Here is a 24,403-nt window from a genome sequence, read left to right on the forward strand (position 1 = left end):
GCGTCAGGACGCCAGAGAGCCCGTTGCACGCGTCACGCGCGACCCCCCATGGCCACGGGCCAAAGCCGTGATAGCATCGCGACATGCGCGTATCGTTCCCGGTCCTGGCCGCCCTGTTGCTTACCGCCGCCACGGCCCCCCTGGTGTCGATGCTGGCCGCCGGGCCCGCCGCCGCCCAGTCGATCGGGCGGACCTGGGCCAACCCGGTCGACATCGATTACAAATACAATTTCGAGCAGACCCACGAGGGCGTCAGCTATCGCACCGGGGCCGAACCGACCGTGGTCCTGCATCAGGACCGCTATTATCTGTTCGTGACCCAGGCCGATGGATACTGGGTGTCGCGCGACTTGGCGGAATGGAGCTTCGTCCAGCCCAGTCGCTGGCCGCTGGACGGGTCTGTCGGGCCCGCCGCCGTGTCGGACGGAGAGCGGCTGTATCTGATGCAGTCGTCGCTGGATCCGCTGGGCATGCTGGCCAGCGACCGGCCCGAGACCGGGCGGTGGGACTTCTATACCCGCCGCATGCCGCGCATCCCCGGTGCCGTGACCGGACGCGACCCGGCGCCGGGCCCCAACACCGACCTGCCGGCCGGGCCGTGGTCGCCCGACCTGTTTATCGACGACGACAATCGCTGGTACCTGTACTGGGGGTCGTCCGACGTATTTCCGCTGTACGGATCGGAGATCGATCCGATCTCGCCCATGGCCTTCATCGACGAGCCGACGACCATGTTCCGGCTCGATCCGGCCCGTCACGGCTGGGAGCGGTACGGCCAGGACCATTCGGGCACCCTGCCGGACGGCACGCCGGTCGCCCCCTATATCGACGGGGCCTCGATGACCCGCAACGGCGGGCGCTATTACCTGCAATATTCGGCACCCGGCGCGGAATACAACGGCTCGGCCAACGGGGCCTATGTCGGGACGTCACCGCTAGGACCCTTCACCTATGCGCCGTGGAACCCGACCAGCTACAAGCCCGGCGGCTTCGTCCAGGGGGCCGGCAACGGCTCGACCTTCCAGGACCGCTACGGCAACTGGTGGAACACCGGCGGGGCCTGGATCGGGCTGAACTGGAGCTTCGAGCGCCGGGTGGCGATGTTCCCGGGTGCCTTCCACACCGACGGCCAGCTGTATTTCTCGAGCCGGTTCGGCGACTTCCCGCAGCGGACGCCGGACGGGCCGGTGCTGAACCCCGAGACCCTGTTCACCGGCTGGATGCCTCTGTCGTACAAGGCGATGGCGACCGCCTCCTCGACCGAAGGCGTGTTCACCGCCGACCGGGCCGTGGATGAGGATCCCCGCACCTTCTGGGTCGCGGAAAGCAACACCCCGGACCAGACCCTGACCCTCGACCTCGGCGGCGTGAAGGTCGTTCAGTCGGTCCAGGTCAACTATGCCGACTACCAGTCCGGGATGTTCGAGAACGCTCCGAACCAGCGGACCCGGTTCCGTATCCAGTGGTCGCTGGACGGCGAGCAATGGTTCACCCTGGCCAACCGGATGTCGTCCAACCGCGACAGCCCCAACGCCTATGTCCAGGCCGAGCGCCCGACGCGGGCGCGCTTCATCCGCTATCAGCACGGCGAGACGCCCGGTGCCCATCTGGCCATCGCCGACCTGCGGGTCTTCGGCAATGCGACGGGCTCCGTTCCCATTGCCCCCGCCGAGATCACCGTCACGCGCGGCACGGACCAGAGGAACGCCACGGTCAGGGTCGCCCCGGTCGCCGATCCGACGGGGGGGCGTATCCTGGGCTACAATATCCGCTGGGGGGTCAGGGCCGACAGGCTGCACCTGACCTATCAGGTCTGGGCCGACGAACTGGCCGCGCGCGGTGGGCAGGTCGAGATCGGGGCGCTGAACGTCGGGGTCGACTATTTCTTCGCGGTCGAGGCGTTCGGCGACACCGGCGTCTCGCCGTTGAGCGCGGTCGCCTCGGTCCCTGCGGGGGGGACGACGGCGGTGCGGGCCCAGACCTCGCCCGGCCCCTCCACCGAGGGTGCGACAACGGTGCGGCCCGACGGCACGATCGTGACCGTGATCCCGCCCGTCTACATCAGCGGCGGCCCGGCCGTGTCGGGCACAGGCTTGCCGGCCAGCGGCAATGCGGCGACACCGCCTGGATCGGAGCCGGCATCGACGGCACCCGCGACCACGCCATCCACGCCAGCGCCTTCCACAACAGCGCCGGCCGCCGATGAGCCCGCCGATCCCGAGGTTCCTCCCCCCTCCCCCGAACCCTCCTCCGACCCCAAGGACGATTGATGCGCACACTGGCGACGACCGCAGCCCTGATGATTCTTGCCGCGGCCAGTTCCGCCACCGCCCAGACCTCGAACAGTCTCAAGGACGCAATCCAGCGGGATTACGAGACCAGCCTCAGCGCCATCTTCGACGACTTCCATCGCCACCCTGAACTGTCGGGCATGGAGGTGCGGACCTCGGCCCGGATGGCGGCGCTGCTGACCGGTCTGGGCTATGACGTCACCCCCGGGGTCGGCGGAACGGGCGTGGTGGCGGTTCTGAGGAACGGCGACGGCCCCACGGTCATGATGCGAGCCGACATGGACGGCCTGCCGCTGAAGGAGAATTCCGGCCTCGCCAATGCCTCGACGGTGACCCAGGTCGATGCCGACGGGACCGAGAAGCCGGTCATGCACGCCTGTGGCCACGATGTTCACATCACCGCCCTGGTCGGGGCGGCGCGCCAGATGATGGAGCGCAAGGGTGACTGGTCCGGCACCCTGGTCCTGATCGTCCAGCCGGCCGAGGAGCGGATCTTCGGTGCCCGGGCCATGATCGAGGACGGCCTGTATTCCCGCTTTCCCAAGCCCGACTATGCGATCGCCTTCCATGTCGCGGCGGACCTGCCGACGGGCCGGGTCGAGGTGCCCCTGGGCATCGTTTCGTCCAGCTCGGACAGCGTCGATATCGCGGTCCACGGCGTGGGGACGCACGGTGCCTATCCGCACCTGGGCGTCGATCCGGTGCTGGTCGCCTCGTCCATCGTCGTCAATCTGCAGTCGCTGCGCAGCCGCGAGATCAATCCGCTGGAGGGGGCCGTGGTCACCGTCGGCGCCGTCCACGGCGGGATCAAGCACAACATCATCTCCGACCGCGTCGATCTGCAACTGACCGTCCGGGCCGACACGCCGGAGGTCCGGGCCCGGCTGCTGGATGGTATCGACCGGGTCGCGCGCGGTACGGCCGAGGCCTTGGGCGTGCCCGAGGACAAGCTGCCCGACGTCGTCCGGTCCCCGACCGAGACCACGCCGGCGACCCACAACGACCCGGCAACGGCGCAGCGGGTTCGCGACGCGATCGTCGCCGCCATGGGGAACGGCGTCCTGATCGACCAGCCGCGTACCGGGATGGGGGCGGAGGACTTCGCCTATTTCGTCACCCCCGACAGCGATGTGAAGGGCGTCTATTTCAGCGTCGGAGGCACCCCCGCTGCCGAGGTGGACACCGCCCCCGGCCACCACTCGCCCCTGTTCAAGATCGACCCCGAACCCTCGGTCACCACGGGGACGGAGGCGATGGTGGTCGCAGGGCTGGCGCTGCTGGCCAAGAGCTGATCCCACAGGCTGAGGCGTCTTGCCGCTTGGGCTGAACCTTTGCCGTCGGATCGGCGTTGATCCCGGCAATCTGGAGAAGACCCATGGCCCTGTCCCGTATCGCCACTGTCCTCGGCGGCCTGCTGATCTCGAAGGGCGGACGTCGGTTCGCCGGACGTCATGCGGGCAAGCTGGCGCTCGCGACCCTGGCCTGGGAGTTGTATCAGCAGCACCGCAACAAGGCCGTGCCGACCGGGCCGCAAGCGACGGCGGCCCCGCCTCCGCCTCGCCCGCAAAGCCGGACCCGCTGGAGCGGACGGCGCGTCTGACTCACGAGGCTTGCGCTCCCTCGCGTCAACCGGCGTAAGCTGGCGAAAACGAGGAAGCGCGCCATGATCACCGTCCACCACCTGAACAACTCGCGCTCGCAGCGGGTGCTGTGGCTGCTGGAGGAACTGGGCGTCGCCTACGAGGTCAAACGCTATGAGCGGGATGCCCAGACCATGCTGGCCCCGCCAGAGTTGCGCGCCATCCACCCCCTGGGCAAGTCGCCGGTGATCGAGGACGAGACCGGCACCACCGCCGAGACCGGGGCCATCATCGAGCACATCCTGGCCCAGAACCCCGGCAACGCCCTGATGCCCGCCGCCGGGACAGAGGCGGCCAAGCGGATGACCTACTGGCTGCATTATGCCGAGGGGTCGGCCATGACACCGCTGCTGCTCAAGCTGGTGTTCGGGGCCCTGCCCGGACGCGCGCCCGGCCTGGTCCGCCCGGTGGTCAAGGCGGTGTCGTCCAAAGCTCAGTCCGGCTTCATCGACCCGCAGATCGCGGCACACACCGCCTATTGGGAAGGCGAACTGGCCAGATCACCGTGGTTTGCGGGCGATGCGTTCAGCGCCGCCGACATCATGATGAGTTTCCCGATCGAGGCCGCCTCCAGCCGCGTGCCGTTCGGTCCCGAAAAGCCGAAACTCAAGGCCTTCCTCCAGACCATCCACGCCCGCCCGGCCTATCAGCGGGCGCTGGAACGGGGCGGGCCCTACGCCTACGCCTGAGGCGGCGCGTCCGACATTGCGGTGATCTGGGCAACCGGCGGGGTCGGGCCGCGTTAACGACGGATGCGTATCCAGACCCTCCAGATCACACTCGGCGTCGTCGCCGCCATCGCCTTCGTCATCGCCTTCATCTCGGCGGGGGTGGCGCTGGTGTCGTTCGTCTTTGCCCTGGTCGGGGCGGCGGCGCTCGGCTGGGTCACCTACAGCATCGCCAAAAGGATGCTGAGCCAGCGGCGGTCGCGCGATGTGACCCCGTCCTGACGGCAAATCCGCCTCTGACTTGAGTTTTGCCGTCAGGCGCCCTAGTCTCTTTGGCCGGTCGCGCGCGCCCAGCGACCGCTCCTTTCTCGAGACAATCCCTTCAGTCCGCCTCCGGTACCCCGGGCGATATCCAAGAAACTCCTGATCCCTATGGAAAAAGTGCCTATGACGGGCGAGGGCTATCGCGTCCTCGACGACCAGTTGAAGCAGTTGAAGTCGGTAGAGCGTCCCAGCGTCATCGCGGCGATTTCCGAAGCGCGCGAACACGGCGACCTTTCGGAAAACGCCGAGTACCACGCCGCCAAGGAACGCCAGGGCTGGATCGAAGGCCAGATCGCCGAGATCGAGGACAAGATCAGCCGCGCCCAGGTCATCGACGTCTCGAAACTGTCGGGCAGCCAGGTCAAGTTCGGCGCCACGGTCACCGTGGTCGACGAGGACACCGAGGACGAGGGCCGCTACCAGATCGTCGGCGAGCACGAAGCCGATGTGAAGGCGGGCAAGATCTCAATCTCCTCGCCCATCGCCCGCGCCATGATCTCCAAGGAGGTCGGCGACGTCGTCGAGGTCAACACCCCCGGCGGGGTCAAGGCCTATGAGATCCTCAAGGTCGAGTGGAAGTAGGCTCACCCCTGCGAATCCAGGTCGTCTCGGACGGCCGCGCGGGAATCGAGAATCAGGCGCTGGGCCTCGCCGAGGCGATCCAGCGCCTGACCCCCGCAGAGATCACTAACAAACGCATCCGCTGGCGGCCGCTGTTCGACCGGCTGCCGGTCGCGTTGAAGACGCCGGCCATGCTGGACCCGACGTCAGACCACCCCTTCCCCGCGCCCGGCGAGGCATGGCCCGACCTGTGGATCGCGACCGGCCGGGCGACCCTGCCGCTGTCGCTGGGCGTGCGCCGCCTGAGCGGGGGCAAGACCTTCGTCGTCCAGACCCAGGACCCTCGCTTGAACCCCGCGCGGTTCGACATGGTCGTGGCCCCCGCGCATGACGACCTGGAGGGCGACAATGTCTTTCCTATCACCGGCTCGCCCCATCGCGTGACGCCCGAGCGAATGGCGGAGGCCGCCCCGGCATTTGCCGATCAGATCGACCCCCTGCCCCACCCGCGCGTCGCCGTCCTGATCGGCGGGCGGTCCAGGGCGTTCGATCTGCCCGAGGCCCATGCGGCAGATATGGCGGACGAGATCGCGGGAGCGGTCCGGGCGGTCGGGGGCTCCCTGCTGCTGACCTATTCGCGCCGGACGCCGGATGCGGCGCGCGCCGCGATGACAGAGCGGCTTAAGGCCCTGCCCGGACTGATCTGGGACGGGACGGGGGCCAACCCGCTGTTCGCCTGGCTGGACGCTGCCGACCACATCCTGGTGACCGAGGACAGCGCCAACATGGCCGCCGAGGCCGCCTCGACCGGCAAGCCGGTGCATATCCTGCCCATGGTTCCGCTGAAGGCCCCCGGAAAGTTCGCCGCCCTGCACGCCGACCTCGAGGAACGCGGCGCGACCCGGCCGTTCGACGGGGTGCTGGAAACCTGGACCTATGGGCCCCTGCGCGAGACCGACCGTGCGGCCCGCGCCGTGCTGGAGGCGATGGGCGCGCGGGGTTAATCCCCGCCCCCTCCACCATCTCCGCCGCCGTCGCCACCATCCATCGCGCCGTCATTGTCGGCCGACTTGTCGCGTCCGCCGCTGTCACTCGTGGTGACAACCCCGCCGTCGCCGCCGTCATTCTTGCGCGCGGCCGCCTTGTTCTTGCTCGCGTCGATCGCAACGCCCAGTCCGGCCCCGATCGCAACGCCGACCCCCAGGCCCAGCGCCAGGTTGTCGGTGATGATCCCGAAGGCCGCGCCCAGGGCCAGGCCCAGCCCGATCCCGACGCCCATGAAACTCGACTGCGCCATACGCGCCTCCGCCTGTGAACAGTTTGTCGTCACAGCATCGCACGAAACGGAATCAGCCACTACATAGGCGGCCATGACCCAAGTCCGCTCCGAACCCCGTTCCGTCCGCCTTGCCGTGATCGGCTCGGGCCCCGCCGGCTGGACCGCCGCCATTTATGCGGCGCGCGCCATGCTGGAGCCGGTGATCATCGCGGGGCTTCAGCCGGGCGGCCAGCTGACCATCACCACCGACGTCGAGAACTATCCGGGTTTCGCCGAGACCATCCAGGGCCCCTGGCTGATGGACCAGATGCGCGCCCAGGCCGAGCATGTCGGGGCCGAGGTGATCGAGGACATCGTCGTCTCTGCCGATCTGTCGTCGCGTCCGTTCCGGCTGAAGCTGGATTCCGGCACCGAGCTCCTGGCCGAGACGGTGATCATTTCGACCGGCGCCCAGGCCAAATGGCTGGGGCTCGACAGCGAACAGAAATACCAAGGCTTCGGCGTCTCGGCCTGCGCCACCTGCGACGGCTTCTTCTATCGCGGCAAGACTGTCGTCGTGGTCGGCGGCGGCAATACCGCCGTCGAAGAGGCGCTGTTCCTGACCAATTTCGCGGCGAAGGTCACGGTCGTCCACCGCAAGGACGAGTTCCGGGCCGAGAAGATCCTACAAGACCGTCTGTTCGCCCATCCCAAGGTCGAGGTGATCTGGAACCACAAGGTCGAGGAAATCCTGGGCCAGAGCGACGGCATCGCCTCCAACGTCACCGGCGTGCGACTGTCGGACGTGACGTCGGGTACTGAACAGGTCGTTGCGGCGGACGGGGTCTTCATCGCCATCGGCCATGCCCCGTCGTCGGAGCTCTTCGAGGGCCAGCTGGAGACCAAACAGGGCGGCTATCTGGTGGTAAAGCCGGGCTCGACCGCCACGGCGATCGAGGGCGTCTATGCTGCCGGAGACGTGACCGACGACATCTATCGCCAGGCCGTGACCGCCGCCGGCATGGGCTGTATGGCCGCTCTGGACGCCGTGCGGTTTCTGGCCGAGGTTGATCACGCCAAGGCCCACCACCCGATCAGCCACCACGAGGCCCAGAAGATCGGCGTCTGGTAGGCCCGATCAGATTTCGGGTTCGACCCTGTCTGCCAGGAAGCCGGGCTCGGTCAGCGCAGCCTGACCGAGCGGGCGATCGCGGCCTTCCATCACGGCCTCCTGCCGCTTCAGCGCGCTGGACAGGACCTCGATCAAGTCATCCAGCGACGGCGCTCCGCTCGCCAGGAGCTTCGACAGGGCGGTCAGCTCGGCGGGTGCAAAGCGGGGACTGACCATGTCCCAGTCGCCGAAGGCGCGATCGTCGGTCAGGCGACGATCCACGACCTCGAGATCGGTGTGGCGTCGGTCCTGGGCCAGGCGGACCAGCAGGCCTTCGATGTTTGCGACCGGGCCCTCGATCAGTTGCACGAACATGCCATCGACAGCCGTCAGGATCCCCGTGATACCCAGCTGGGCATTGCGCGGACGGGCCTCGGCCAGGATGTCGGACATCTCCAGTGCGCTGGTCACGCCGGTGACGCTGGTGCTGCGATAGACGAGTTGGGCCAGCGCGCCGTTGTCGGACAGGCCGCCGATGGACAGTTTGACCGTCACGCGAACAGCTGCAGTTCAGGCGGTGCGTATTCGACAGGGACGCCCTGACGTCGGCCCAGAGCGTAGGCGACGGTCTGCTCGACCGCGCGCTCGTCCGAAGGCTTGGACAGGACACCGATGGTGCCGGCCACGCCGTTGCGGACCATGCCGGGGTTCGCGGTCATATAGACGACGGTCACACCGTCTTCCTGGGCCAGGTCGCGGCCGAGGTCCACGCCGGTGGGCCCATCTGACAGATGGATGTCGACAAGCGCCAGATCGACCGCAGCCTGTTTGGCCAGATCGCGCGCGGTCCGGGCATCAGCCGCGCTGCCGACGACCTCATAACCGAGATCCTCCAGCACAAACCGAAGTTCCATGGCCACGAGGGCCTCGTCTTCGATAATGAGAATGCGCGCAGTCATTACAGCCGGGTTGCTTGATCGACGTTCCGCCAAATAACGCGGAATGCCCTTGCGGGTTTCACGCTGTTCGCATCTGCGAGATGTTTTCCGCAGCCTTGCGTCGAGACAACGCGGTGGACGGTAGATCCGCCACGACGGTCAAACCCCCAGGCGCCCAGTTTCGTTCCAGCCGACCGCCCAGTTGCCCCTCGACCGACACGGTGGCCAGGGACGAGCCGAAACCGCTGCGCTCCGGCTTGCCGGCGACGGGCGGACCACCCCTCTCCTTCCAGGTGAGGACGAACCGGTCTTCGATCAGCCGCGTCTCGAGGTCCACATGGCCGTCCGGCAGGGACAGGGCTCCGTATTTGGCGGCGTTGGTGGCCAGTTCGTGGAACAGCAGCGCCACAGACGTCGCCGCCTGATCGTCGAACCGGGCGTCGTCGCCACTCAGGCGCACCCGCGCCGACCCGTCATCGGCTGCGTAGGGTCGGAACAGGGCCTCCAGGAAGGCGTGCAGGGTCATGGCCCCGACCGTGGGGCGCGACACCTCGGTGTGGGGCCGGACGAACTCGTGCGCGCGCGCCAGGGCGGCGATCCGGTCGCGCACGGCGACGGCAAAGGCCTTGGCCTCGGGATACTCACGGGCCGACAGGGCGATCAGGGCCGATACGACGGCGAAGATGTTCTTGATACGGTGGCTGAGCTCCTGGCTGAGCAGTTCCTTGCCCTGCTCCATCCGCTTCAGGTCGTCGATGTCGGTACAGGTGCCGAACCAGCGCACGATGGTTCCATCCGCGTGACGGATCGGCATGGCCCGGCCCAGGGTCCAGCGATAGAGACCGTCATGCCGTCTCAGCCGGTATTCGATCTCATAGGGCTCGCCGGTCGCCAGACAGTGCCGCCACAGGGTCCAGGCGCGTTCCTGATCCTCCGGGTGGAACATGCCGTTCCAGCCTTCGCCGTCGGTCGATCCCGTCGGCATGCCGGTGAACTCGTACCAGCGCGCGTTGTAGTAGTCGTGAAATCCGTCCGGCCGGGTCGACCAGACCATCTGGGGCATGGAATCGGCGATGGCCGCGAACCGGGCCTCGCTGACGTCGAGAGCCGCCTCGCCGATGGCCCGCTCGCGCTCGGACCGGCGCAGGGTGATCTGTTCCATGACCAGCTCGGCCAGGACGTCCAGGGTCTCGGCCTGAAGCGGCGTGATCCCCTCGGGCCGCGCCTTGTCGTCGAGCACGCACAGCGTCCCCAGAGGCAGGCCCTCCGGCGTCTTCAACAGCCGGCCGGCATAGAAGCGCAGACCCATGTCGCCGGTGACCAGGGGATTGCACTGGAAGCGGGGGTCCTCGGTCGCGTCGGGCACGACCATCCCGTCCTGCTGAAGCAGGGCATGGGCGCAAAAGGACGTTTCCAGCGGCGTCTCACGCACGCCCAGCCCGGTCTCGGCCTTGAACCACTGCCGGTCGGTGTCGATCAGATTGACCACCGCGATCGGGGCGTCGAACACCCTGGCGATCAGACGCACGACCTTGTCGAACGCCTCCTCGCGGGGTGTATCGAGAATCCCGTAGCCGTGGAGGGCCGAAACGCGGTCGGCTTCGGTCCAGATCGGTGCGGGTTGATCAAGCTTCACGGCGGGCACCCGAACATAACCGGGCGAACGCGCCTTCGTTCCCGAACAGATGCGACTCTCTGTCCATATTGGCAAGCCTGAGGCGGGATCAGCGGCTCAAGACGCGGGCTTGCCGACCTCCTCGACGTCCATCGCGACAGCCCCCGGAACCTCGATGCGCGGCGCAGGCGCAGGCGTCTCGAAGGCCTTGATCCGCGCATTGATGGCCGCGACTTCCTCCGGGGTCGGCAGACGACGCCCGCCCAGGCTGACCACGCCGACGACGCGGGTCTGGCCATCGACCTCGACGGTCTTGAGCACAGGCGCGCCCGCCGCGATCTGGGCATCGGTCGGGGTTTCGGCGGAGGCCAGCATCAGGCGCGGACTCGAGAAGCGCGCCTCGTCGATCACCGGCTCGCGGGTCGCATAGGCCTGGGCAAAGGATGCGGTTTCGCCCGCTGCCCCCTTCCACCGATAGAAGATGTGCGCCCCGATCTGGGTGATCTTGGCCAGGGTCGGCGACCACCAGGGATGCACATAGTCGGCGTGATAGTGGGTCGCGGTCCCGACGCGCACGGCGACGTGGCCGGCCAGGGCGCGCTCGGCGACGCTGCGGGCGCGCTCCCAGGCCCAGCCGACGGGGGCATTGGCCAGGGCGCCGTCGCAGGTGAAGCTGAACTGGCAGCCGGTGGTGCGCTCGGCACCCTGAAACACGACGCCGCAGATGGTGTTGGGGTAGTTGGGATCGCGGACACGGTTCAGGATGACCTGGGCCACGCCTTCCTGGCCCTCGGTGCTTTCAAGAGCCGCCTCGTAATAGATGCCCTGCGTCAGGCAGCGCAGCGCGCGCCTGCGATCGGCCTCGCTGGCCGCCTTGAACACGAACGGCAGGGCGGGGCGCAGGGCCCCCGTCATCGAGGGCATGGCGGCGTTCAGGCGCTGGGCGTCCAGGCCGGTCGGCCCGAAATCCAGCGACGGCTTGCCGGCCAGGGTCAGGCTCTCCCACCCCGGGGTCAGGCCATACAACGCCGGGTCGCGGCGGCTTGGATCGGCTCGCATGGCCTGGGCCAGTTGGGAGGGATCCAGCCGCGCCGCCAGGGCCGCGAGGCCCTTGTCGGACAGGTCGCCGTGGGTGACCCGCGCCACCGCCTCGGCCGTGCGGTCAATCTCCGGCCGGGGCGCAGAGCTCGCCGCCATTGCCACGCCCAGGGCAGCCAGCATCGCGGGCAGGCCGGTGGCGGCTCTGCGGGCGGAAGCCTTTGTCCTGGTCCAGTCGATGGGCATCATGGGTCCGAATGACGGCGGGATGCGCCGGAAGGGCAGAGCCCTTGCACGGGCATAGCGGCGGTTTTCGGGCCGCCGTCGCGTCGTTGAACGCGTCCGCCGGCCCGATCCGTCAGCTTTTCTTTCAGGCGATGGAGGCGCGCAGCATCCAGGCTGCCTTTTCGTGGGCCGCCAGCCGTTGGGTCATCAGATCGACCGAGACGTCGTCGCCATCCTTTTCGGAGGCCTCAAGAGCAGTTCGTGCGGTGGCGATCAGGGTCTCGTTGTCCTTGACCAGTTCCTTGAGCATGGCCTGGGAATCCTTCTCCGGATCGCCGTCCTTGATCGAGGTCAGGTTGGCGAAGGCCGACCCGCCCATGGGGGCCAGTTCGCCCAGAGCGCGGATACGTTCGGCGATGGTGTCCAGCGCGTCCCAGATCTCGCGGTACTGCTGTTCCAGCAGCCCGTGCAGGGAGAAGAACTCGGGGCCACGCACATTCCAGTGGTAGCCGTGCGTCTTTAGATAGACGGCATAGCTGTCGGCCAGCACCTTGCTGAGGTGGCCCGCCACGTCGGTGCGCTCGGCCTTGCCGATGCCGGTGTCGATTTTTTCGGACATGCTTGCTCCTGGATGACGAAACTTCGTAACGTCAGACGCAGGTAGTCATTCGCGGTTCCATCGCCAACCGGCCAGGCTCGACATTCGTGCCAGCGACGGTGATGCAGTCAGGGAACGGCAGGCCAACGGCTGGCGTTGCGTTGATCTCGCGGGCGCGCTTGCGGGTCGGGGGATGAATGGACTGGGTCGGGTTTATCAGGCGGATCGCCGACACGGACGCAGGCCTGCTTCGTCTCGCGAGGTCCAGGCCCGTGTCCCCGTGGCGCTCGGCCGTGATCGGCCTGCTCTGGGCCATCGCCGTCCTCGCCATCCGCTATGCCGCCAGCACCCTGTACCAGGAGATCAGCGGCTTCATCATCCTGTTGCCCGGGGTGATCCTGGCGGCCCTGGCCGGAGGTCGGATCGCCGGCCTGACCGCCACGGCCGCCTGCCTCGGCGGCGGCTGGCTGATCGTGTCACTCAGCACCGGCGACGCCGGCATGGGCACCCGGCTCAATGCCGTCGCCACGGTCAACTTCATCATTGTCGGAATCTTCTGCACCTGGGTCGGGGCGTCGCTGCGCAAGATCATGGCCCGGCTGACCGCCGTCCAGGCCGCCCAGCAGGCCGCCGATGCCCGCATCGACGAGACCGAGGTCGAACTGCGCGCCATGATCGACCAGGCGGCCGCCGGAATCGTCCGCGTCGACCTGGATGGGGCCATCATCAGCGCCAACGCCCGCTTCGCCGAGATGCTGGGGCTGGATCCGGAGCGTCTGGTCGGCATTCGCACCCGCGACGTGACCCATCCCGACGACATCGAGCCTACCCGGGCCCTGTTGGCCTCAGCCCTGGCGGGCGGGGCGGGTCAAGTGGAGAAGCGCTATATCCGACCCGACGGCTCGATCGTCTGGGCCGTGACCAGTTTGCAGCGACTGCTTGATCACGAAGGCCGCCCGCGCGGTTTCATCGCGGTCATCCTGGACATCTCCGAAGCCAAGGCGACCGAGGCCGCCTTGCGCGAGAGCGAGGAACGGTTCCGCCTGATGGCCGACACCGCCCCGTCGCCGGTGTGGCTGACCGACGAGGCGGGCGACGTCGAGTTCGTGAACAAGGCCCTGGTCAGCTTCTACGGCCGACCGGCCAGGGAGCTGATGGGACAGGCGTGGCGCATGACCATCCATCCCGATGACATCGCCGCGGTCGCGCAGGCGCAGGAGGCGGCGCGTCCCTATCACCTGCCCTATGGGTTCGAGTGCCGGTTCCAGCGCCATGACGGCGCCTGGCGCTGGTCCAGTGTTTCGGTCAATCCGAGGTTCGACGGGCTTGGAGCCTTCCGCGGCTATGTCGGCATGGCGTTCGATGTCACTGAAAAGCGCGACGCTCTCGACGCCCTCGCCGTCCAGGAACGCCGCCAGAGCTTCCTGCTGGCGCTCAGCGACCGTCTGCGGCAACTGACCGGCACCGAGGCGGTGATGGCCGAGGCCTCGCGTACCCTGGGCCAACATCTCGGGGTCAGCCGCGCCGGCTTCGGCGAACTGGACCGGATCGACGGGGTGTTTCGGCTTTATCCCGACTGGACCGACGGCGCGGCGACCAGCGCCGGCGAATGGCCGCTGTCCGACGCTGCCGGCGCCCTGGAGCAGGACCTCCAAGCCGGCGTCATGGTCATGGTCGAGGACGTCGATCTCGACCGGCGCACCGCTTCAACGGCCGACGCCTATCATGCGATCGCGGTGCGTGCCTTCGCCACCACGCCGCTGATGCGGGGTGGCAAGATGCACGCCTTCATGAATGTGCACAGTTCAGAGCCGCGCGTCTGGACAGCGGAAGAGATGGGCTTGCTCGATGATGTCGCCGAACGCACCTGGGCCGAGGTCGAGCGCGCCCGCGCCCAGGCCGAGGTGGCCGAGAGCGAGGCCCGGTTCCGCGCCATCGCCGACACCGCCCCCGTCCTGATCTGGGTCACCCGCGAGGACCGCACCCGCGCCTTCGTCAACCAAGCCTATGTCGCCTTCATGGGCGGGGACTACGAGACCGTGCGCCTGGCCGACTGGCGCAGCTTCATCCACCCGGAAGACCAGGATCGGCTCGTCGCCGAATCCCTCGCCGGGGAGGCCACGCGAGAGCCCTTCTCGCTGGAGGCCCGGTACCTGCGGCACGACGGCGAGTACCGGTGGCTGAAGTCCTTCTCCCGGCCCCGGTTCGGCATCGCCGACGAGGTGATCGGCTTCGTCGGCGTGGCCTTCGACGTGACCGACATCCGAGAGTCCAACGCCCGCCTCGCCACCCTGGCTGCAGAACGCGATGCCATCCTGGGTCAGTTGGGCGAGGGCGTGATCGTCACCGATTGCGAGGGCGCCATCAGTTTCGTCAATGACGCAGCCAGCCGCCTGCACGGGGTCGCAGACCTGGGCGTCACGCCCGAGGCCTATTCGGAGACCTATCATCTGCTGACCGATGACGGTCGGCCCTATCCGCCGCTGGAGCTGCCCCTGGCGCGGGCCGTCCTGCACGGCGAGATCGTCACCGACGCCCGCTGGCGCATCCGACGCCCGGACGGCACCGAGGTCATCGCCGTCGGCAACGCCCGCCCCGTGACCGGCCCGGACGGGGCCCGGATCGGCGCGGTCCTGACCCTGCGCGACGAGACCGCCCGCATCGACGCCGAGCACCGCATCAGCGAATCCGAGGCCCGGTTCCGCACGGTCGCCGACAGCGCGCCCGTGTTCATCTGGATGACCGATGCTGACACCCGGATCGTCTTCGTCAACCAGCGCTACACCTCCGTCTTCGGGGTCGATACCGGCGAACTGATGGGGGAACGCTGGCAGAGCCGGGTCCACCCCGACGATCTGGAGCCCTTTACCCGCGCCTTCATGACGGCCCTGAAGGCCCATGGGCGGTTCGAGGCGATCATGCGGGTCACCCACCCGACCGAGGGTCTGCGCTGGCTGCGCAGCGAAGGCATCCCACGCTTCGACGCCGCCGGCGTGTTCCAGGGCTATGTCGGTGCAAGCCTGGACATCACCGAGGCCCGCCGGGCTGAGGACGACCTCAAACGCATCAACGAACTGCTCGAGGAGCGCGTCGGCGAGGCCCTCGCCGAAAAGGCCAAGGCCGAGGCCGACCTGATGCACGCCCAGCGGATGGAGGCGGTGGGTCGTCTGACTGGCGGGGTGGCCCACGACTTCAATAACCTGCTGACCGTCGTCATCGGCGCGCTGGACATGATGCTGCGCTCGCCCGACGACGCGGCCCGGCGCAAGAAGCTGGGCGAGGCCGCCCTGGCCGCCGCCCGACGCGGCGAGGGCCTGACCCATCAGCTTCTGGCCTTCTCGCGCCGCCAGGCCCTGCGCCCCCAGGCGATCGACCTGAACGCCCAGATCCACGAGGGCGAACCCCTGCTGCGTCGCGCGGTCGGGGAGACGATCGACCTGCGGTTCAAGCTTCGTCGCGGGGGGGCCCGGGTCAATGTCGATCCGTCACAGTTCGAAGCGGCCCTGATCAACCTGCTGGTCAATGCGCGCGACGCCGTCGCGGCCCGGATGGGGGACAAGCCGGGACACAAGGGCCGGATCACGGTCCAGACCCTGCGCTGCGAAGTCGCGCCGGGCGAGGTCCTTGACCTGGCACCCGGCGACTACGTCTGCGTCACCGTCGCCGACAACGGGGCGGGCATGGACGCCGACACCTTGGTCCGGGTGTTCGAGCCCTTCTTCACCACCAAGGCGATCGGCAAGGGCACGGGTCTGGGCCTCAGCCAGGTCTATGGGTTCGCGCGCCAGAGCGGCGGGGCTGCGCGCGTCGTCTCGGCACCGGGGAAGGGGGCCGAAATCCACCTCTATTTGCCGCCACTCGACCCGACCGACAGCCTGGCCAGTGAGGACGAGATCGCGGGGTCCGGCATCATCGCCCCGGGGACGCGGCTCTTGCTAGTCGAGGACGACCTGAACGTCTCGGCCATCGCCGTCGACCTGCTGACGGGGCTGGGTTTCGAGGTCGAGGCGGTCGAGACGGGTCCGGAGGCGCTACAGACTCTGGCAGAAGGCCGCTTCGACGTGATGGTTTCGGACGTCGTCATGCCCGGCGGCATGACCGGGATCGAGTTGGCGCGACTGTGCGGCGAGCGGCACCCCGGCCTGCCGATCCTGCTGACCTCAGGCTATGCCGGCGACGACGTCGACGAAGCGCTGGCCGACGCGCCCTGGCCCTTCCTCAGGAAGCCCTACTCCAGCGAGCAGTTGCGCGAGGCGCTGGGCGATCTGCTGGCACGTGGCGAGGATCCGTCGGCAGGATAGGCACGAAAAAGCCCGCCGCGTCGTCGCGGCGGGCTCGAAGGATAGAGGCTCAGGTCGGTTTAGCGACGCGCCTTGCGGGCGGCGTAGCGGGCGTCGCGGGCGGCCTTCTGTTCTTCCTTGGTCAGCTGTTTGCGCTCCTTGCGGGCGGCGCGCTTCTCGGCATCGACCGCTTCCTGGGACGCGGCCTCGGCGGCCAGGCGCGCAGCTTCCTTTTCCGCCTTCTCGCGGCGCAGTTCGGCCTTGGCCAGTTCATGCTGCTGGCGGAGCGCTTCCTTTTCTTCGGCGCGCTTGAGGGCGAGCTTCTCGAATTCGGGGTCGGGCGCGGCGGGCTTCGGCTTGAACTTGGCCAGAAGGGCCTTCTTGGCCTCCTGCTGAGTGCTGATGCGATCGCTGAAGCCGGTTTGTTTGAGGTCTCTCATGCGTAGGGTCGGGCGTCCTTGGTCAGATCAATGGAGCGACCGGCGGCGGATGCGGCGGATCGCAGAGGGTGTCAGGCGTGGCTCACACAGCCCGGGGCGCTGGCAAAGCGGAAACCGGGCCGAAAATCAAGGTTTGCCGTCCGCTAAACGACAAGTCGGGCCCCTATGAGGCCGGAAGTCATCGCGAAAGCACGCCCTGAACGACGGCCTTGACCCATATGGGCACCGTTTACCCGTTTTGAAGGGCCGGCTATCGGTTGGGCTTCTGGGCCTGACCAATCGCGGCTCCCGCGGCCCCGCCGACGGCCGCCCCGACAGGCCCGCCCACGACGGCACCGGCTACCGCGCCGGTCGCGGCCTTCTGTTCGATCGTATGGCCACAGGCGGCCAGCACGGCGGTGCCTGCGAAGAGGATGGCGTACAGGATGGGACGTTGCATGGAGGGTCTCCCTGAATGGTCCCGCTTCAACGTGGCGTTCCGGAGACGGTTCCGTCGCCTGGAAGCCACAGCAACCCGTATCCTGCACCAACGGCCGAAGACAACATATCCGAACGGCGAGAGTTGATCATCCAACCCATGGCGACACTCTGAGTTGCTCAGAGCAATGCCAATACAGTATCGAGCATACGGACTAATGCATTCACTCTGGCCGCCTCGAACATCTTGGATCGGATGCACTGATGGGACGCGAAATTGCTGCACCGCACCCCTTCCTTGCGAATCAAACACATTGAGGCCATAAATGGGTGGCTTAAGGCGCGGCCTCGTCGGTCGGCCCTAACGCTGATCGTCGAGTTTCCGCGTGTCCGGGGCTCGTGCCTTGGCTTCGCGTGATCTGCCCAGGGGCTGCGTTTCTCGCCCTGCTGAACAGGACGACGCCTTTGTTTCAGGATCCATCCGTGCTGACCGACGCACCCTTCGATCGCAAGGCCCGAATCCGGCCGGCGACCGCGGCGGCGCTGTTCGGAGCCTTGATGGGTCTTGTAATCGGTTGCGCCTATCTGGGCGGGTCGGTGGCCAAATCGACGACGATCCGAGCCCAGGCCGAGCGCCTGGATGGGGCCACCTCCGCCGGATTCACCGAAGAGGCCCTGGCCGCCGCCGCAGGGGGCCTGGACGACAGCGCCCTGACCATCGCCCGCCGCCACGATCCCTATACCGTCGCCGGTGCCGCCCAGCGTGACCGCCAGGCCGCCCTTCTGACCGCCCGCCTGGAACAGCTTCGCGGCGTGCCCGCCGAGACCGCCCTGCGCCGGGTCAGCCTGACCACCGATGCGGCCCGCCCCTTCCGTCTCGGCAATGCGCTGGACGCCTCGCGCGATCTGGAATGCCTGACCCAGGCCGCCTATTACGAAGCGCGCGGCGAGGGTTCGGACGGGATGCAGGCCGTGGCCCAGGTCGTTCTCAACCGCGCCCGCCATCCCGCCTTCCCCAACAGCGTCTGTGGCGTGGTGTTCCAGGGGGCCGGTCGTCGCACCGGCTGCCAGTTCAGCTTCACCTGCGACGGATCTATGCGTGCTCGCGTCAATCCAGCAGCCTGGAACCGCGCCCGCGACGTGGCGTCAAAGGCGCTGTCCGGTGCCGTCTATGCCGCCGTCGGCAACGCCACCCATTTCCACACCACCGGCGTTTCGCCCGGCTGGCGCAACTCCCTGATCCGGGTGGGTCAGGTCGGCCAGCATCTGTTCTATCGCTTCGGCGGCCGGTCGGGCTCCAGCGCGGCCTTCAGCTATGCCGCCCGCCCGTCGACGGCCGGGGATCGTTCGCAGCTGATGCAGGCCAGCCTGAACCCCGCCGACACCGCGCGTCAGGTCGGTCAGGCCGTCGCCTATCAGGCGCTCCTGGCTCAGGAAGGCCGCGCCGCGCCCGAGACTGCGACCCCGGCCCCCGAGCCCCGCATCGAGGTCGTCCCTGCACCGACAGCGCCGGCTCCCGGTGCATCGGCCGCCCTGGCCTCGACCGCCTCGCCTTCGGCCTGAGCGCTTTCAGCCTGCCGTCAGCGCTGATGGACCCGCCACCGGGCCGTCATGTTGTGCCACAGATCGCCGTAGCGGCGCATTGGTTCGCTTTTCGGAACATCGCCCGGCTGTCCCTGTTCGGCGACAGGGAGGGACACGCACCGGCTGGCGTCGTCTGCCCTCCCGGTTAAAGAACGCCCCCGACCTACCGGATGGCGGCGGTCCTTTGAAATCTTCGGGGTTCTGATCATTCCGGGGCTCCATGCGTCGGCACGGACAACCCGCAGCCCCCGCCCCTGTTCCAGACCGCCGGTCTTCAGACGGCGTCCAGACCGATGTCCAGCACGCTGGCCGAGTGGGTCAGCCCTCCGACCGAGATCACATCGACGCCCGTCTCAGCGATGCCACGGACCGTCGCCAGATTGACGCCGCCCGAGGCCTCCAGCGTCACTCGCCCCGCCGTCCGGGCCACAGCGTCGCTCAACATCTCCAGCGTGAAATTGTCCAGCATCACCACGTCCGGCCCGCGCCCCTGATCGACCAGGGCCAGCGCCTGATCCAGCTGGGCCAGTCCATCGACCTCCAGCTCGATCTTCATCAGATGCCCGGCCATGGCCCGGGCTCGCGTCACCGCCGGCTCGACCCCGCCGCAGACCACGACGTGGTTGTCCTTGATCAGGATGGCGTCATCCAGGCCGAAACGGTGGTTGATCCCGCCCCCACAGACCACCGCATGCTTCTCCAGCGCCCGCAGGCCCGGCGTCGTCTTCCTCGTATCCGCGATTCGCGCCTTGGTGCCCTCGACCGCTCGCACATAGTCCCGCGTCAGGGTGGCGATGCCGCTGAGCCGGCCCAGCAGGTTCAGTCCGGTCCGCTCGGCCGACAGGAGGGCCCGGGCATCGCCCTCGATCTCGGCCAGGGCCGTGCCCGCCTCGAACGCCTCGCCGTCGGCGACATGCTCGACGATCTTCGCCGCCGGGTCCATCGCCAGCACGGCCAGCCGCATACAGCCCATCCCGGCCAGGACGCCGGGCTTTCTCGCCCCCACGATGGCCCGCATCCGCGAGCCGGCCGGAATACAGGCCTGGGCCGTCACATCGCCCGCCCGACCCAGATCCTCGGCCAGGGCCATGCGGACGACCGGATCGATCATGATGTCGGGAAGCTGGCGGATCATGCGGCGGGAAACAGGTCGGCGAGGACGATCGCGATCTCCGGCGAAAACAGAGGACTGACCGCGCCCTCGGTCACGGTCTGGATGTCGGCCCATTCGCCGTCGGGACGTGGACCACGATACACCGTCACCGACGTCTGTTCCGGCTCGACAATCCACAGTTCAGGAATACCCGCCCGCGCGTAGAGCGGTGCCTTGACCGTCTTGTCCGCGTCGGCGGTGGAGATCGACACCTCGACCACCAGGACCGCGTCGGCAGCCTCGTAGTATTTTTTTCCTGCCAATCTGGGCCGGGCCACGAACACGTCGGGCTCTGGCGCACTATGATCGCCGATCTTGAGGGTGCCCTGGGTCAGCACCTTGAGGCCGAGGTTGGGCGAGCGTCTAACGGCCAGACCGAGGCCCAACACCATATCGCTGGTGACATCGGTATGTTCACCGCTGGGTGGAGCCATTTGGACGATTACCCCTTCGATAAGTTCAATCTGACCTTCACGGTCCGAGAAGACGCCCAGTTCGTCCAACTGCTCATAATCGGCGAAGTCGAACAGGAAGGGTCGGACCCCTTCCGCCACGCCCAGAATGTTGTGCGGGTCAGCCATGGCCGGGACTATGCCCAACCCGCCGCGCGAGGCAAGGCGGATTCAACCTCCGGCTTTACCACGCGCGTGTGTCGCGCCGCCATAAACGTCTCGGGATAGTCGGACCGATAGTGCCCGCCCCGACTTTCGTGCCGCGCCAGAGCCGCCTCGGCGATGAGGCGCGAGACCACGAGCGGCAGGGCCGATCCATGCGCGGCCTCAATTCCGTCGATGCGCGTCAGAAGACGCGTCAGACCCTCGGCGTTGCGTACGACGCCTGCCTCTGCACTCATCGCCTTGCGAAGCGCGAGCAGGGCTTCAGCGGGGAGATGGGCCATCGCTGGCGTCCCATCGACAGGCGCTCCACCGGCCGTTTCCGCCGCCGCCATCCGCCCGGTCCGCCGCCCGAAGGCTGCGGCCTCCAGCAGGGAGTTGGACGCCAGCCGGTTGGCCCCATGCACCCCGGTCGCGGCGCATTCGCCGACCGCGAACAACCCCTTCAGGCTGGTCCGGCCCTCGGGATCGGCGGCGATCCCGCCCATGTGATAGTGAGCCGCCGGAGCGACCGGGATCGGCTGGACGCGCGGGTCCAGCCCTGCCGCGATGCAGCTGGCGAACACCGCCGGAAACGCCTGCGGGAAGTGATCCCCGATGGCCGTCCGCGCGTCGAGAAAGGCGCCTCGCCCCTCGGCCCGTGCCTGATGCACAGCCCGCGCCACCACGTCGCGCGGGGCCAGATCGGCGTCCGCCGCCGGGCCGAGAACGAATGCACCGTCCCGGTCGATCAGCCGCGCCCCGTCGCCTCTCAGCGCCTCGGTCGCCAGAGGCATGGGGTCCAGACCGACGTCGATGGCGGTGGGGTGGAACTGCACGAACTCGGGATCGAGGATCTCCGCCCCCGCCAGCCAGGCCAGGCCCAGCCCTTCGCCCAGCAGGGCGCGCGGGGTCGTGGTTTCGCCGAACAATCCGCCCGCGCCGCCGGTGGCCAGCACTACGGCCGTCGCCAGAACTTCGACCCGGTCACCGCCCCGCTCGATCACCGCCCCGACCACCCGGCCGGTCGAGTCCTGAAGCAGGCCGGTCAGCCGACCGTCTTCCCAGACCGTGATGTGCTCGGCCGCCCGCGCCGCGATGGCCAGGGCCGACAGGATGGCCCGCCCCGCCCCGTCGCCGCCGACCCGTGCCACCCGCGCCATCGAATGCGCCGCCTCGCGCGACACGGAAAACCCGCCGTCGGCCTCGCGGTCGAAGGGTGCGCCCAGCGCCGCCAACCACTCCACGGTCGCCCGACCGTCGTCGGTCAGCACCTCGGCCGCGTGGTGGTCGACCAGACCGGCACCCGCCGCCTCGGTGTCCTTCAGGTGCAGGGCCGGGGCATCCGATGGCGAAAGCGCTGCCGCCACTCCGCCCTGGGCCCAGGCGCTGGACGCCGCTTCCAGCAGGGGCGTCGGCGACACGACCAGAACCCGGGCCGGCGCGGCCTCCAGCGCGGCCGACAGCCCGGCCAACCCCCCGCCGATCACGAGGGGGCCGTCGTGATGAAGGCGGCTCATCGCGTGAAGCCCAGATAGTTCAGCCCAAACGCCACCGATCCCTCGATCGACCCCGCCAGCGGCGTCAGCGCCGCTACCGCCACGGCCGCGCAGGCCGCCAGGCTGGCCAGGAACAGCCCGACGCTGAACCAGGCCTCGCGTACGGTCAGCACGCGTCCGCCTTCCTGAGGCAGGCCGCGCTTCAGCGTCCCGACCACGGCGATGCCCAGCACGATGGCGAGGAAATAGAAGCCGTTCAGCAGGCCCCAGGCCACGACCATCAGTCCGACGATGACCAGGGCGATCTTGTCCAGACCGGGATGCACCTTGGCCATGACCGGCCCGAGCGCCCGCGACCCGTCCAGCGGCGGGGCGGGGGCCAGGTTGATCAGATTGACCATGGCGATGGCGAAGGCCCCGACCAGCCAGTCAGGTTGCCGCGTCAGCGCGAAGATGCCGAAGAAGGGCACGGCTGCCAGCAGGCCGAACAGCGGCCCGGCCAGGGACATCTTGACCCCGTCCCACTGGCTCTGCGGCGGCCTCTGGCCCCGCGCATAGCCGCCGAAGAAGGGCACGACATAGATCCGCGCCGGACCCATGCCGTAGCGATTCATCGCCAGCACATGGCCGTATTCGTGGACGAACAGGCCGACGATCACCGCCAGGGCGACGATCCAGCTTCCGCTCACGAACCAGATGAAGCCCGCCAGCAGGGCCGTGGACACGATGGCCCAGACGGGATGCTGGCCCTTGTCGAGAGGCGCGGCGTCAGCGGCCGGGGCCTGGACCTTTTCGACCCGCACCCCAATGGGCCCGAGCCGCCAGGACTTCACCTCACGCGAAGGCGATGACGGAGCCGACGGCGGGCTCGACCCGTCCCGCGCGCCCCAGGGGCCCTGTTCGGCGCTCATCAGATCAGCTCCACGGCGACATGGTGTTTCGCTTTCACCAGGTCGTACCGCGCCGGAATCGCGGGCGGCGGCAGGTCGATCATCCGCTGCACGGCCAGGGCCGCCTTGACGATCATGTCTTCCGGCACCGTCACCTCGAACTGCATGTGCAGCAGGCAGTCGCGGATGTTCTCGAGCGTGATCCGCTTCATATAGGGGCACATGTTGCACGGGCCGATGAAGTCGACCTCGGGCACGTCACCCTTGATGTTGGACGCCATCGAGCATTCGGTGATCAGCACCACCTGTTTCGGCTTCTTCGCCATCACATAGTCGGTCATCGCCGCCGTCGATCCGGCGAAGTCGGCGGCCGACAGGACGTCTTCCGGGCATTCCGGGTGGGCCAGGATCTCCGCGCCGGGATAGGCCGCGCGCATCTCCGCGATGTCCTCGCCAGTGAACCGCTCATGCACGATGCAGCGGCCCTTCCAGGCGATGATGCCGACATTGGTCTGAGCGGCCACATTGCGCGCCAGGAACTCGTCGGGGATCAGGATGACGCGGTCGACGCCCCATTCCTTGGCCGCCCACTCCACCACCTGGACGGCGTTGGCGCTGGTGCAGCAGATGTCGGTCTCGGCCTTCACGTCGGCGGTTGTGTTGACATAGGTGACGACCGGCAAGCCCGGATAGCGCTGCTTGATCAGCCGCACGTCCGCCCCCGTGATCGCCTCAGCCAGCGAGCAGCCGGCTTTCAGGTCGGGAATCAGGACCGTCTTGTCGGGGCTCAGGATCTTGGACGTCTCGGCCATGAAGTGGACGCCCGCCTGGACGATCACCTTCGCCTTGGATCGCGCCGCCTCCTTGGCCAGGCCCAGGCTGTCGCCGACAAAGTCGCCGACCCCGTGGAAGATCTCGGGCGTCATGTAGTTGTGGGCCAGGATGACGGCGTCGCGTTCGGCCTTCAGCCGATTGATCTCGACGATCAGCTCCGCCTGGGCCGGCCATTCGATCGGCGTAACGTGCGACTTGACCTTCTCCCACACCGGCGCGGTCGCGCGTTCCGTGCTTTCCGAAAGTCCGAACATACCGTCGGCCATCGCCGTCTTCCTCCGGCGAACTCCGTCGCCTCCCGACTTATGCTCAATGTGAACATAAGAGCTCTCAATGTAGGCCGATGACCGGGGGATGCAAGGGGTGCGGCGCGTCAACCGCGCCGCTCGACGCCACCGTCCCGCCCCTCTACAACCGCCGTTCCCGTCACGGCGTCGCACCCGCGA

23 protein-coding genes are annotated in these 24,403 nt (G+C 68.2%); 10 read left to right on the forward strand and 13 right to left on the reverse strand.

What is annotated here, in order from left to right; genetic code table 11:
* Positions 1 to 83 precede the first annotated feature (83 nt).
* From O5K39_RS00070 to O5K39_RS00100, 7 genes are all read left to right on the forward strand, one after another.
* Positions 84 to 2,270, forward strand: a complete 2,187-nt coding sequence (locus tag O5K39_RS00070) for a discoidin domain-containing protein (protein ID WP_271145268.1) — start codon at positions 84 to 86, stop codon at positions 2,268 to 2,270.
* Positions 2,270 to 3,583: an amidohydrolase gene (locus O5K39_RS00075; RefSeq protein ID WP_271145269.1), complete on the forward strand. Its 1,314-nt coding sequence runs from the start codon at positions 2,270 to 2,272 to the stop codon at positions 3,581 to 3,583. The genes O5K39_RS00070 and O5K39_RS00075 overlap by 1 nt, the downstream gene beginning before the upstream one ends.
* A gap of 83 nt (positions 3,584 to 3,666) precedes the next feature.
* Entirely contained in the window at positions 3,667 to 3,891 is a 225-nt protein-coding gene (locus O5K39_RS00080; RefSeq protein WP_271145270.1) for a cysteine protease, read from the forward strand.
* A gap of 63 nt (positions 3,892 to 3,954) precedes the next feature.
* The gene (locus O5K39_RS00085; protein ID WP_271145271.1) at positions 3,955 to 4,620 is read left to right on the forward strand and encodes a glutathione S-transferase; all 666 of its coding nucleotides are present in this window, start codon (positions 3,955 to 3,957) and stop codon (positions 4,618 to 4,620) included.
* Between the two features lie 63 nt (positions 4,621 to 4,683).
* Positions 4,684 to 4,881 (forward strand): hypothetical protein, encoded by a 198-nt coding sequence (locus tag O5K39_RS00090; protein ID WP_271145272.1) that lies wholly within the window; start codon positions 4,684 to 4,686, stop codon positions 4,879 to 4,881.
* 150 nt (positions 4,882 to 5,031) lie between these two features.
* Positions 5,032 to 5,505: a transcription elongation factor GreA gene (greA, locus tag O5K39_RS00095; RefSeq protein WP_271145273.1), complete on the forward strand. Its 474-nt coding sequence runs from the start codon at positions 5,032 to 5,034 to the stop codon at positions 5,503 to 5,505.
* The gene (locus O5K39_RS00100) at positions 5,496 to 6,488 is read left to right on the forward strand and encodes a mitochondrial fission ELM1 family protein (protein ID WP_271145274.1); all 993 of its coding nucleotides are present in this window, start codon (positions 5,496 to 5,498) and stop codon (positions 6,486 to 6,488) included. The genes greA and O5K39_RS00100 overlap by 10 nt, the downstream gene beginning before the upstream one ends.
* On the opposite strand, the gene O5K39_RS00105 is transcribed toward O5K39_RS00100, so the two are convergent.
* A complete protein-coding gene (locus tag O5K39_RS00105) occupies positions 6,485 to 6,781 on the reverse strand; it encodes a hypothetical protein (protein ID WP_271145275.1) in 297 nt (98 codons plus the stop codon). The genes O5K39_RS00100 and O5K39_RS00105 overlap by 4 nt on opposite strands.
* A 73-nt stretch (positions 6,782 to 6,854) precedes the next feature.
* Between O5K39_RS00105 and trxB the strand changes: the two genes are divergently transcribed.
* A complete protein-coding gene (trxB, locus tag O5K39_RS00110; protein WP_271145276.1) occupies positions 6,855 to 7,874 on the forward strand; it encodes a thioredoxin-disulfide reductase in 1,020 nt (339 codons plus the stop codon).
* Positions 7,875 to 7,880: 6 nt separating this feature from the next.
* Here the strand turns inward: trxB and O5K39_RS00115 are convergent, their stop codons facing one another.
* From O5K39_RS00115 to O5K39_RS00135, 5 genes are all read right to left on the reverse strand, one after another.
* The gene (locus O5K39_RS00115) at positions 7,881 to 8,408 is read right to left on the reverse strand and encodes a BLUF domain-containing protein (protein ID WP_271145277.1); all 528 of its coding nucleotides are present in this window, start codon (positions 8,406 to 8,408) and stop codon (positions 7,881 to 7,883) included.
* Positions 8,405 to 8,845 (reverse strand): response regulator, encoded by a 441-nt coding sequence (locus O5K39_RS00120; protein ID WP_271145278.1) that lies wholly within the window; start codon positions 8,843 to 8,845, stop codon positions 8,405 to 8,407. Before O5K39_RS00120 ends, O5K39_RS00115 begins: the two co-directional genes overlap by 4 nt.
* A 25-nt stretch (positions 8,846 to 8,870) precedes the next feature.
* Complete coding sequence (locus O5K39_RS00125; RefSeq protein WP_271145279.1) at positions 8,871 to 10,427, reverse strand: PAS domain-containing protein; 1,557 nt, start codon at positions 10,425 to 10,427, stop codon at positions 8,871 to 8,873.
* Between the two features lie 96 nt (positions 10,428 to 10,523).
* Positions 10,524 to 11,690, reverse strand: a complete 1,167-nt coding sequence (locus O5K39_RS00130; RefSeq protein WP_271145280.1) for a cell wall hydrolase — start codon at positions 11,688 to 11,690, stop codon at positions 10,524 to 10,526.
* Between the two features lie 124 nt (positions 11,691 to 11,814).
* Positions 11,815 to 12,288, reverse strand: coding sequence for a Dps family protein (locus O5K39_RS00135; RefSeq protein WP_271145281.1), 474 nt, complete (start codon positions 12,286 to 12,288; stop codon positions 11,815 to 11,817).
* Between the two features lie 251 nt (positions 12,289 to 12,539).
* Between O5K39_RS00135 and O5K39_RS00140 the strand changes: the two genes are divergently transcribed.
* Positions 12,540 to 16,568: a PAS domain S-box protein gene (locus O5K39_RS00140; protein WP_271145282.1), complete on the forward strand. Its 4,029-nt coding sequence runs from the start codon at positions 12,540 to 12,542 to the stop codon at positions 16,566 to 16,568.
* Between the two features lie 59 nt (positions 16,569 to 16,627).
* On the opposite strand, the gene O5K39_RS00145 is transcribed toward O5K39_RS00140, so the two are convergent.
* Positions 16,628 to 16,987 carry a DUF6481 family protein gene (locus O5K39_RS00145; protein ID WP_271145283.1) on the reverse strand — a complete coding sequence of 120 codons (360 nt, stop codon included), beginning with the start codon at positions 16,985 to 16,987 and terminating at the stop codon, positions 16,628 to 16,630.
* Between the two features lie 250 nt (positions 16,988 to 17,237).
* Positions 17,238 to 17,426, reverse strand: a complete 189-nt coding sequence (locus tag O5K39_RS00150; RefSeq protein WP_271145284.1) for a hypothetical protein — start codon at positions 17,424 to 17,426, stop codon at positions 17,238 to 17,240.
* A 461-nt stretch (positions 17,427 to 17,887) separates the two neighbouring features.
* On the opposite strand from O5K39_RS00150, the gene O5K39_RS00155 reads away from it, so the two are divergent.
* Positions 17,888 to 18,967 (forward strand): cell wall hydrolase, encoded by a 1,080-nt coding sequence (locus O5K39_RS00155; RefSeq protein ID WP_271145285.1) that lies wholly within the window; start codon positions 17,888 to 17,890, stop codon positions 18,965 to 18,967.
* Positions 18,968 to 19,262: 295 nt separating this feature from the next.
* Here the strand turns inward: O5K39_RS00155 and nadC are convergent, their stop codons facing one another.
* Genes nadC through nadA form a run of 5 tightly spaced genes read right to left on the reverse strand, consistent with a single transcriptional unit; the run spans position 19,263 to position 24,223 of the window.
* The gene (nadC, locus tag O5K39_RS00160; protein ID WP_271145286.1) at positions 19,263 to 20,123 is read right to left on the reverse strand and encodes a carboxylating nicotinate-nucleotide diphosphorylase; all 861 of its coding nucleotides are present in this window, start codon (positions 20,121 to 20,123) and stop codon (positions 19,263 to 19,265) included.
* Positions 20,120 to 20,722 carry a Uma2 family endonuclease gene (locus O5K39_RS00165; protein WP_271145287.1) on the reverse strand — a complete coding sequence of 201 codons (603 nt, stop codon included), beginning with the start codon at positions 20,720 to 20,722 and terminating at the stop codon, positions 20,120 to 20,122. The genes nadC and O5K39_RS00165 overlap by 4 nt, the downstream gene beginning before the upstream one ends.
* A gap of 8 nt (positions 20,723 to 20,730) precedes the next feature.
* Complete coding sequence (locus tag O5K39_RS00170) at positions 20,731 to 22,254, reverse strand: L-aspartate oxidase (RefSeq protein WP_271145288.1); 1,524 nt, start codon at positions 22,252 to 22,254, stop codon at positions 20,731 to 20,733.
* Positions 22,251 to 23,144 (reverse strand): site-2 protease family protein, encoded by an 894-nt coding sequence (locus tag O5K39_RS00175; protein ID WP_271145289.1) that lies wholly within the window; start codon positions 23,142 to 23,144, stop codon positions 22,251 to 22,253. The genes O5K39_RS00170 and O5K39_RS00175 overlap by 4 nt, the downstream gene beginning before the upstream one ends.
* Positions 23,144 to 24,223, reverse strand: coding sequence for a quinolinate synthase NadA (nadA, locus tag O5K39_RS00180; RefSeq protein WP_271145290.1), 1,080 nt, complete (start codon positions 24,221 to 24,223; stop codon positions 23,144 to 23,146). The genes O5K39_RS00175 and nadA overlap by 1 nt, the downstream gene beginning before the upstream one ends.
* Positions 24,224 to 24,403 lie beyond the last annotated feature (180 nt).

The organism is Brevundimonas sp. NIBR10 (assembly GCF_027912515.1).
Lineage (GTDB): Bacteria > Pseudomonadota > Alphaproteobacteria > Caulobacterales > Caulobacteraceae > Brevundimonas.

Coding starts and splice junctions, on each gene's coding strand:
- O5K39_RS00070 (WP_271145268.1), top strand. CDS start 84: ATGCGCGTATCGTTCCCGGTCCTGGCCGCCCTGTTGCTTACCGCCGCC.
- O5K39_RS00075 (WP_271145269.1), top strand. CDS start 2,270: ATGCGCACACTGGCGACGACCGCAGCCCTGATGATTCTTGCCGCGGCC.
- O5K39_RS00080 (WP_271145270.1), top strand. CDS start 3,667: ATGGCCCTGTCCCGTATCGCCACTGTCCTCGGCGGCCTGCTGATCTCG.
- O5K39_RS00085 (WP_271145271.1), top strand. CDS start 3,955: ATGATCACCGTCCACCACCTGAACAACTCGCGCTCGCAGCGGGTGCTG.
- O5K39_RS00090 (WP_271145272.1), top strand. CDS start 4,684: ATGCGTATCCAGACCCTCCAGATCACACTCGGCGTCGTCGCCGCCATC.
- greA (WP_271145273.1), top strand. CDS start 5,032: ATGGAAAAAGTGCCTATGACGGGCGAGGGCTATCGCGTCCTCGACGAC.
- O5K39_RS00105 (WP_271145275.1), bottom strand. CDS start 6,781: ATGGCGCAGTCGAGTTTCATGGGCGTCGGGATCGGGCTGGGCCTGGCC.
- trxB (WP_271145276.1), top strand. CDS start 6,855: ATGACCCAAGTCCGCTCCGAACCCCGTTCCGTCCGCCTTGCCGTGATC.
- O5K39_RS00130 (WP_271145280.1), bottom strand. CDS start 11,690: ATGCCCATCGACTGGACCAGGACAAAGGCTTCCGCCCGCAGAGCCGCC.
- O5K39_RS00135 (WP_271145281.1), bottom strand. CDS start 12,288: ATGTCCGAAAAAATCGACACCGGCATCGGCAAGGCCGAGCGCACCGAC.
- O5K39_RS00145 (WP_271145283.1), bottom strand. CDS start 16,987: ATGAGAGACCTCAAACAAACCGGCTTCAGCGATCGCATCAGCACTCAG.
- O5K39_RS00150 (WP_271145284.1), bottom strand. CDS start 17,426: ATGCAACGTCCCATCCTGTACGCCATCCTCTTCGCAGGCACCGCCGTG.
- nadC (WP_271145286.1), bottom strand. CDS start 20,123: ATGATCCGCCAGCTTCCCGACATCATGATCGATCCGGTCGTCCGCATG.
- O5K39_RS00165 (WP_271145287.1), bottom strand. CDS start 20,722: ATGGCTGACCCGCACAACATTCTGGGCGTGGCGGAAGGGGTCCGACCC.
- O5K39_RS00170 (WP_271145288.1), bottom strand. CDS start 22,254: ATGAGCCGCCTTCATCACGACGGCCCCCTCGTGATCGGCGGGGGGTTG.
- O5K39_RS00175 (WP_271145289.1), bottom strand. CDS start 23,144: ATGAGCGCCGAACAGGGCCCCTGGGGCGCGCGGGACGGGTCGAGCCCG.
- nadA (WP_271145290.1), bottom strand. CDS start 24,223: ATGGCCGACGGTATGTTCGGACTTTCGGAAAGCACGGAACGCGCGACC.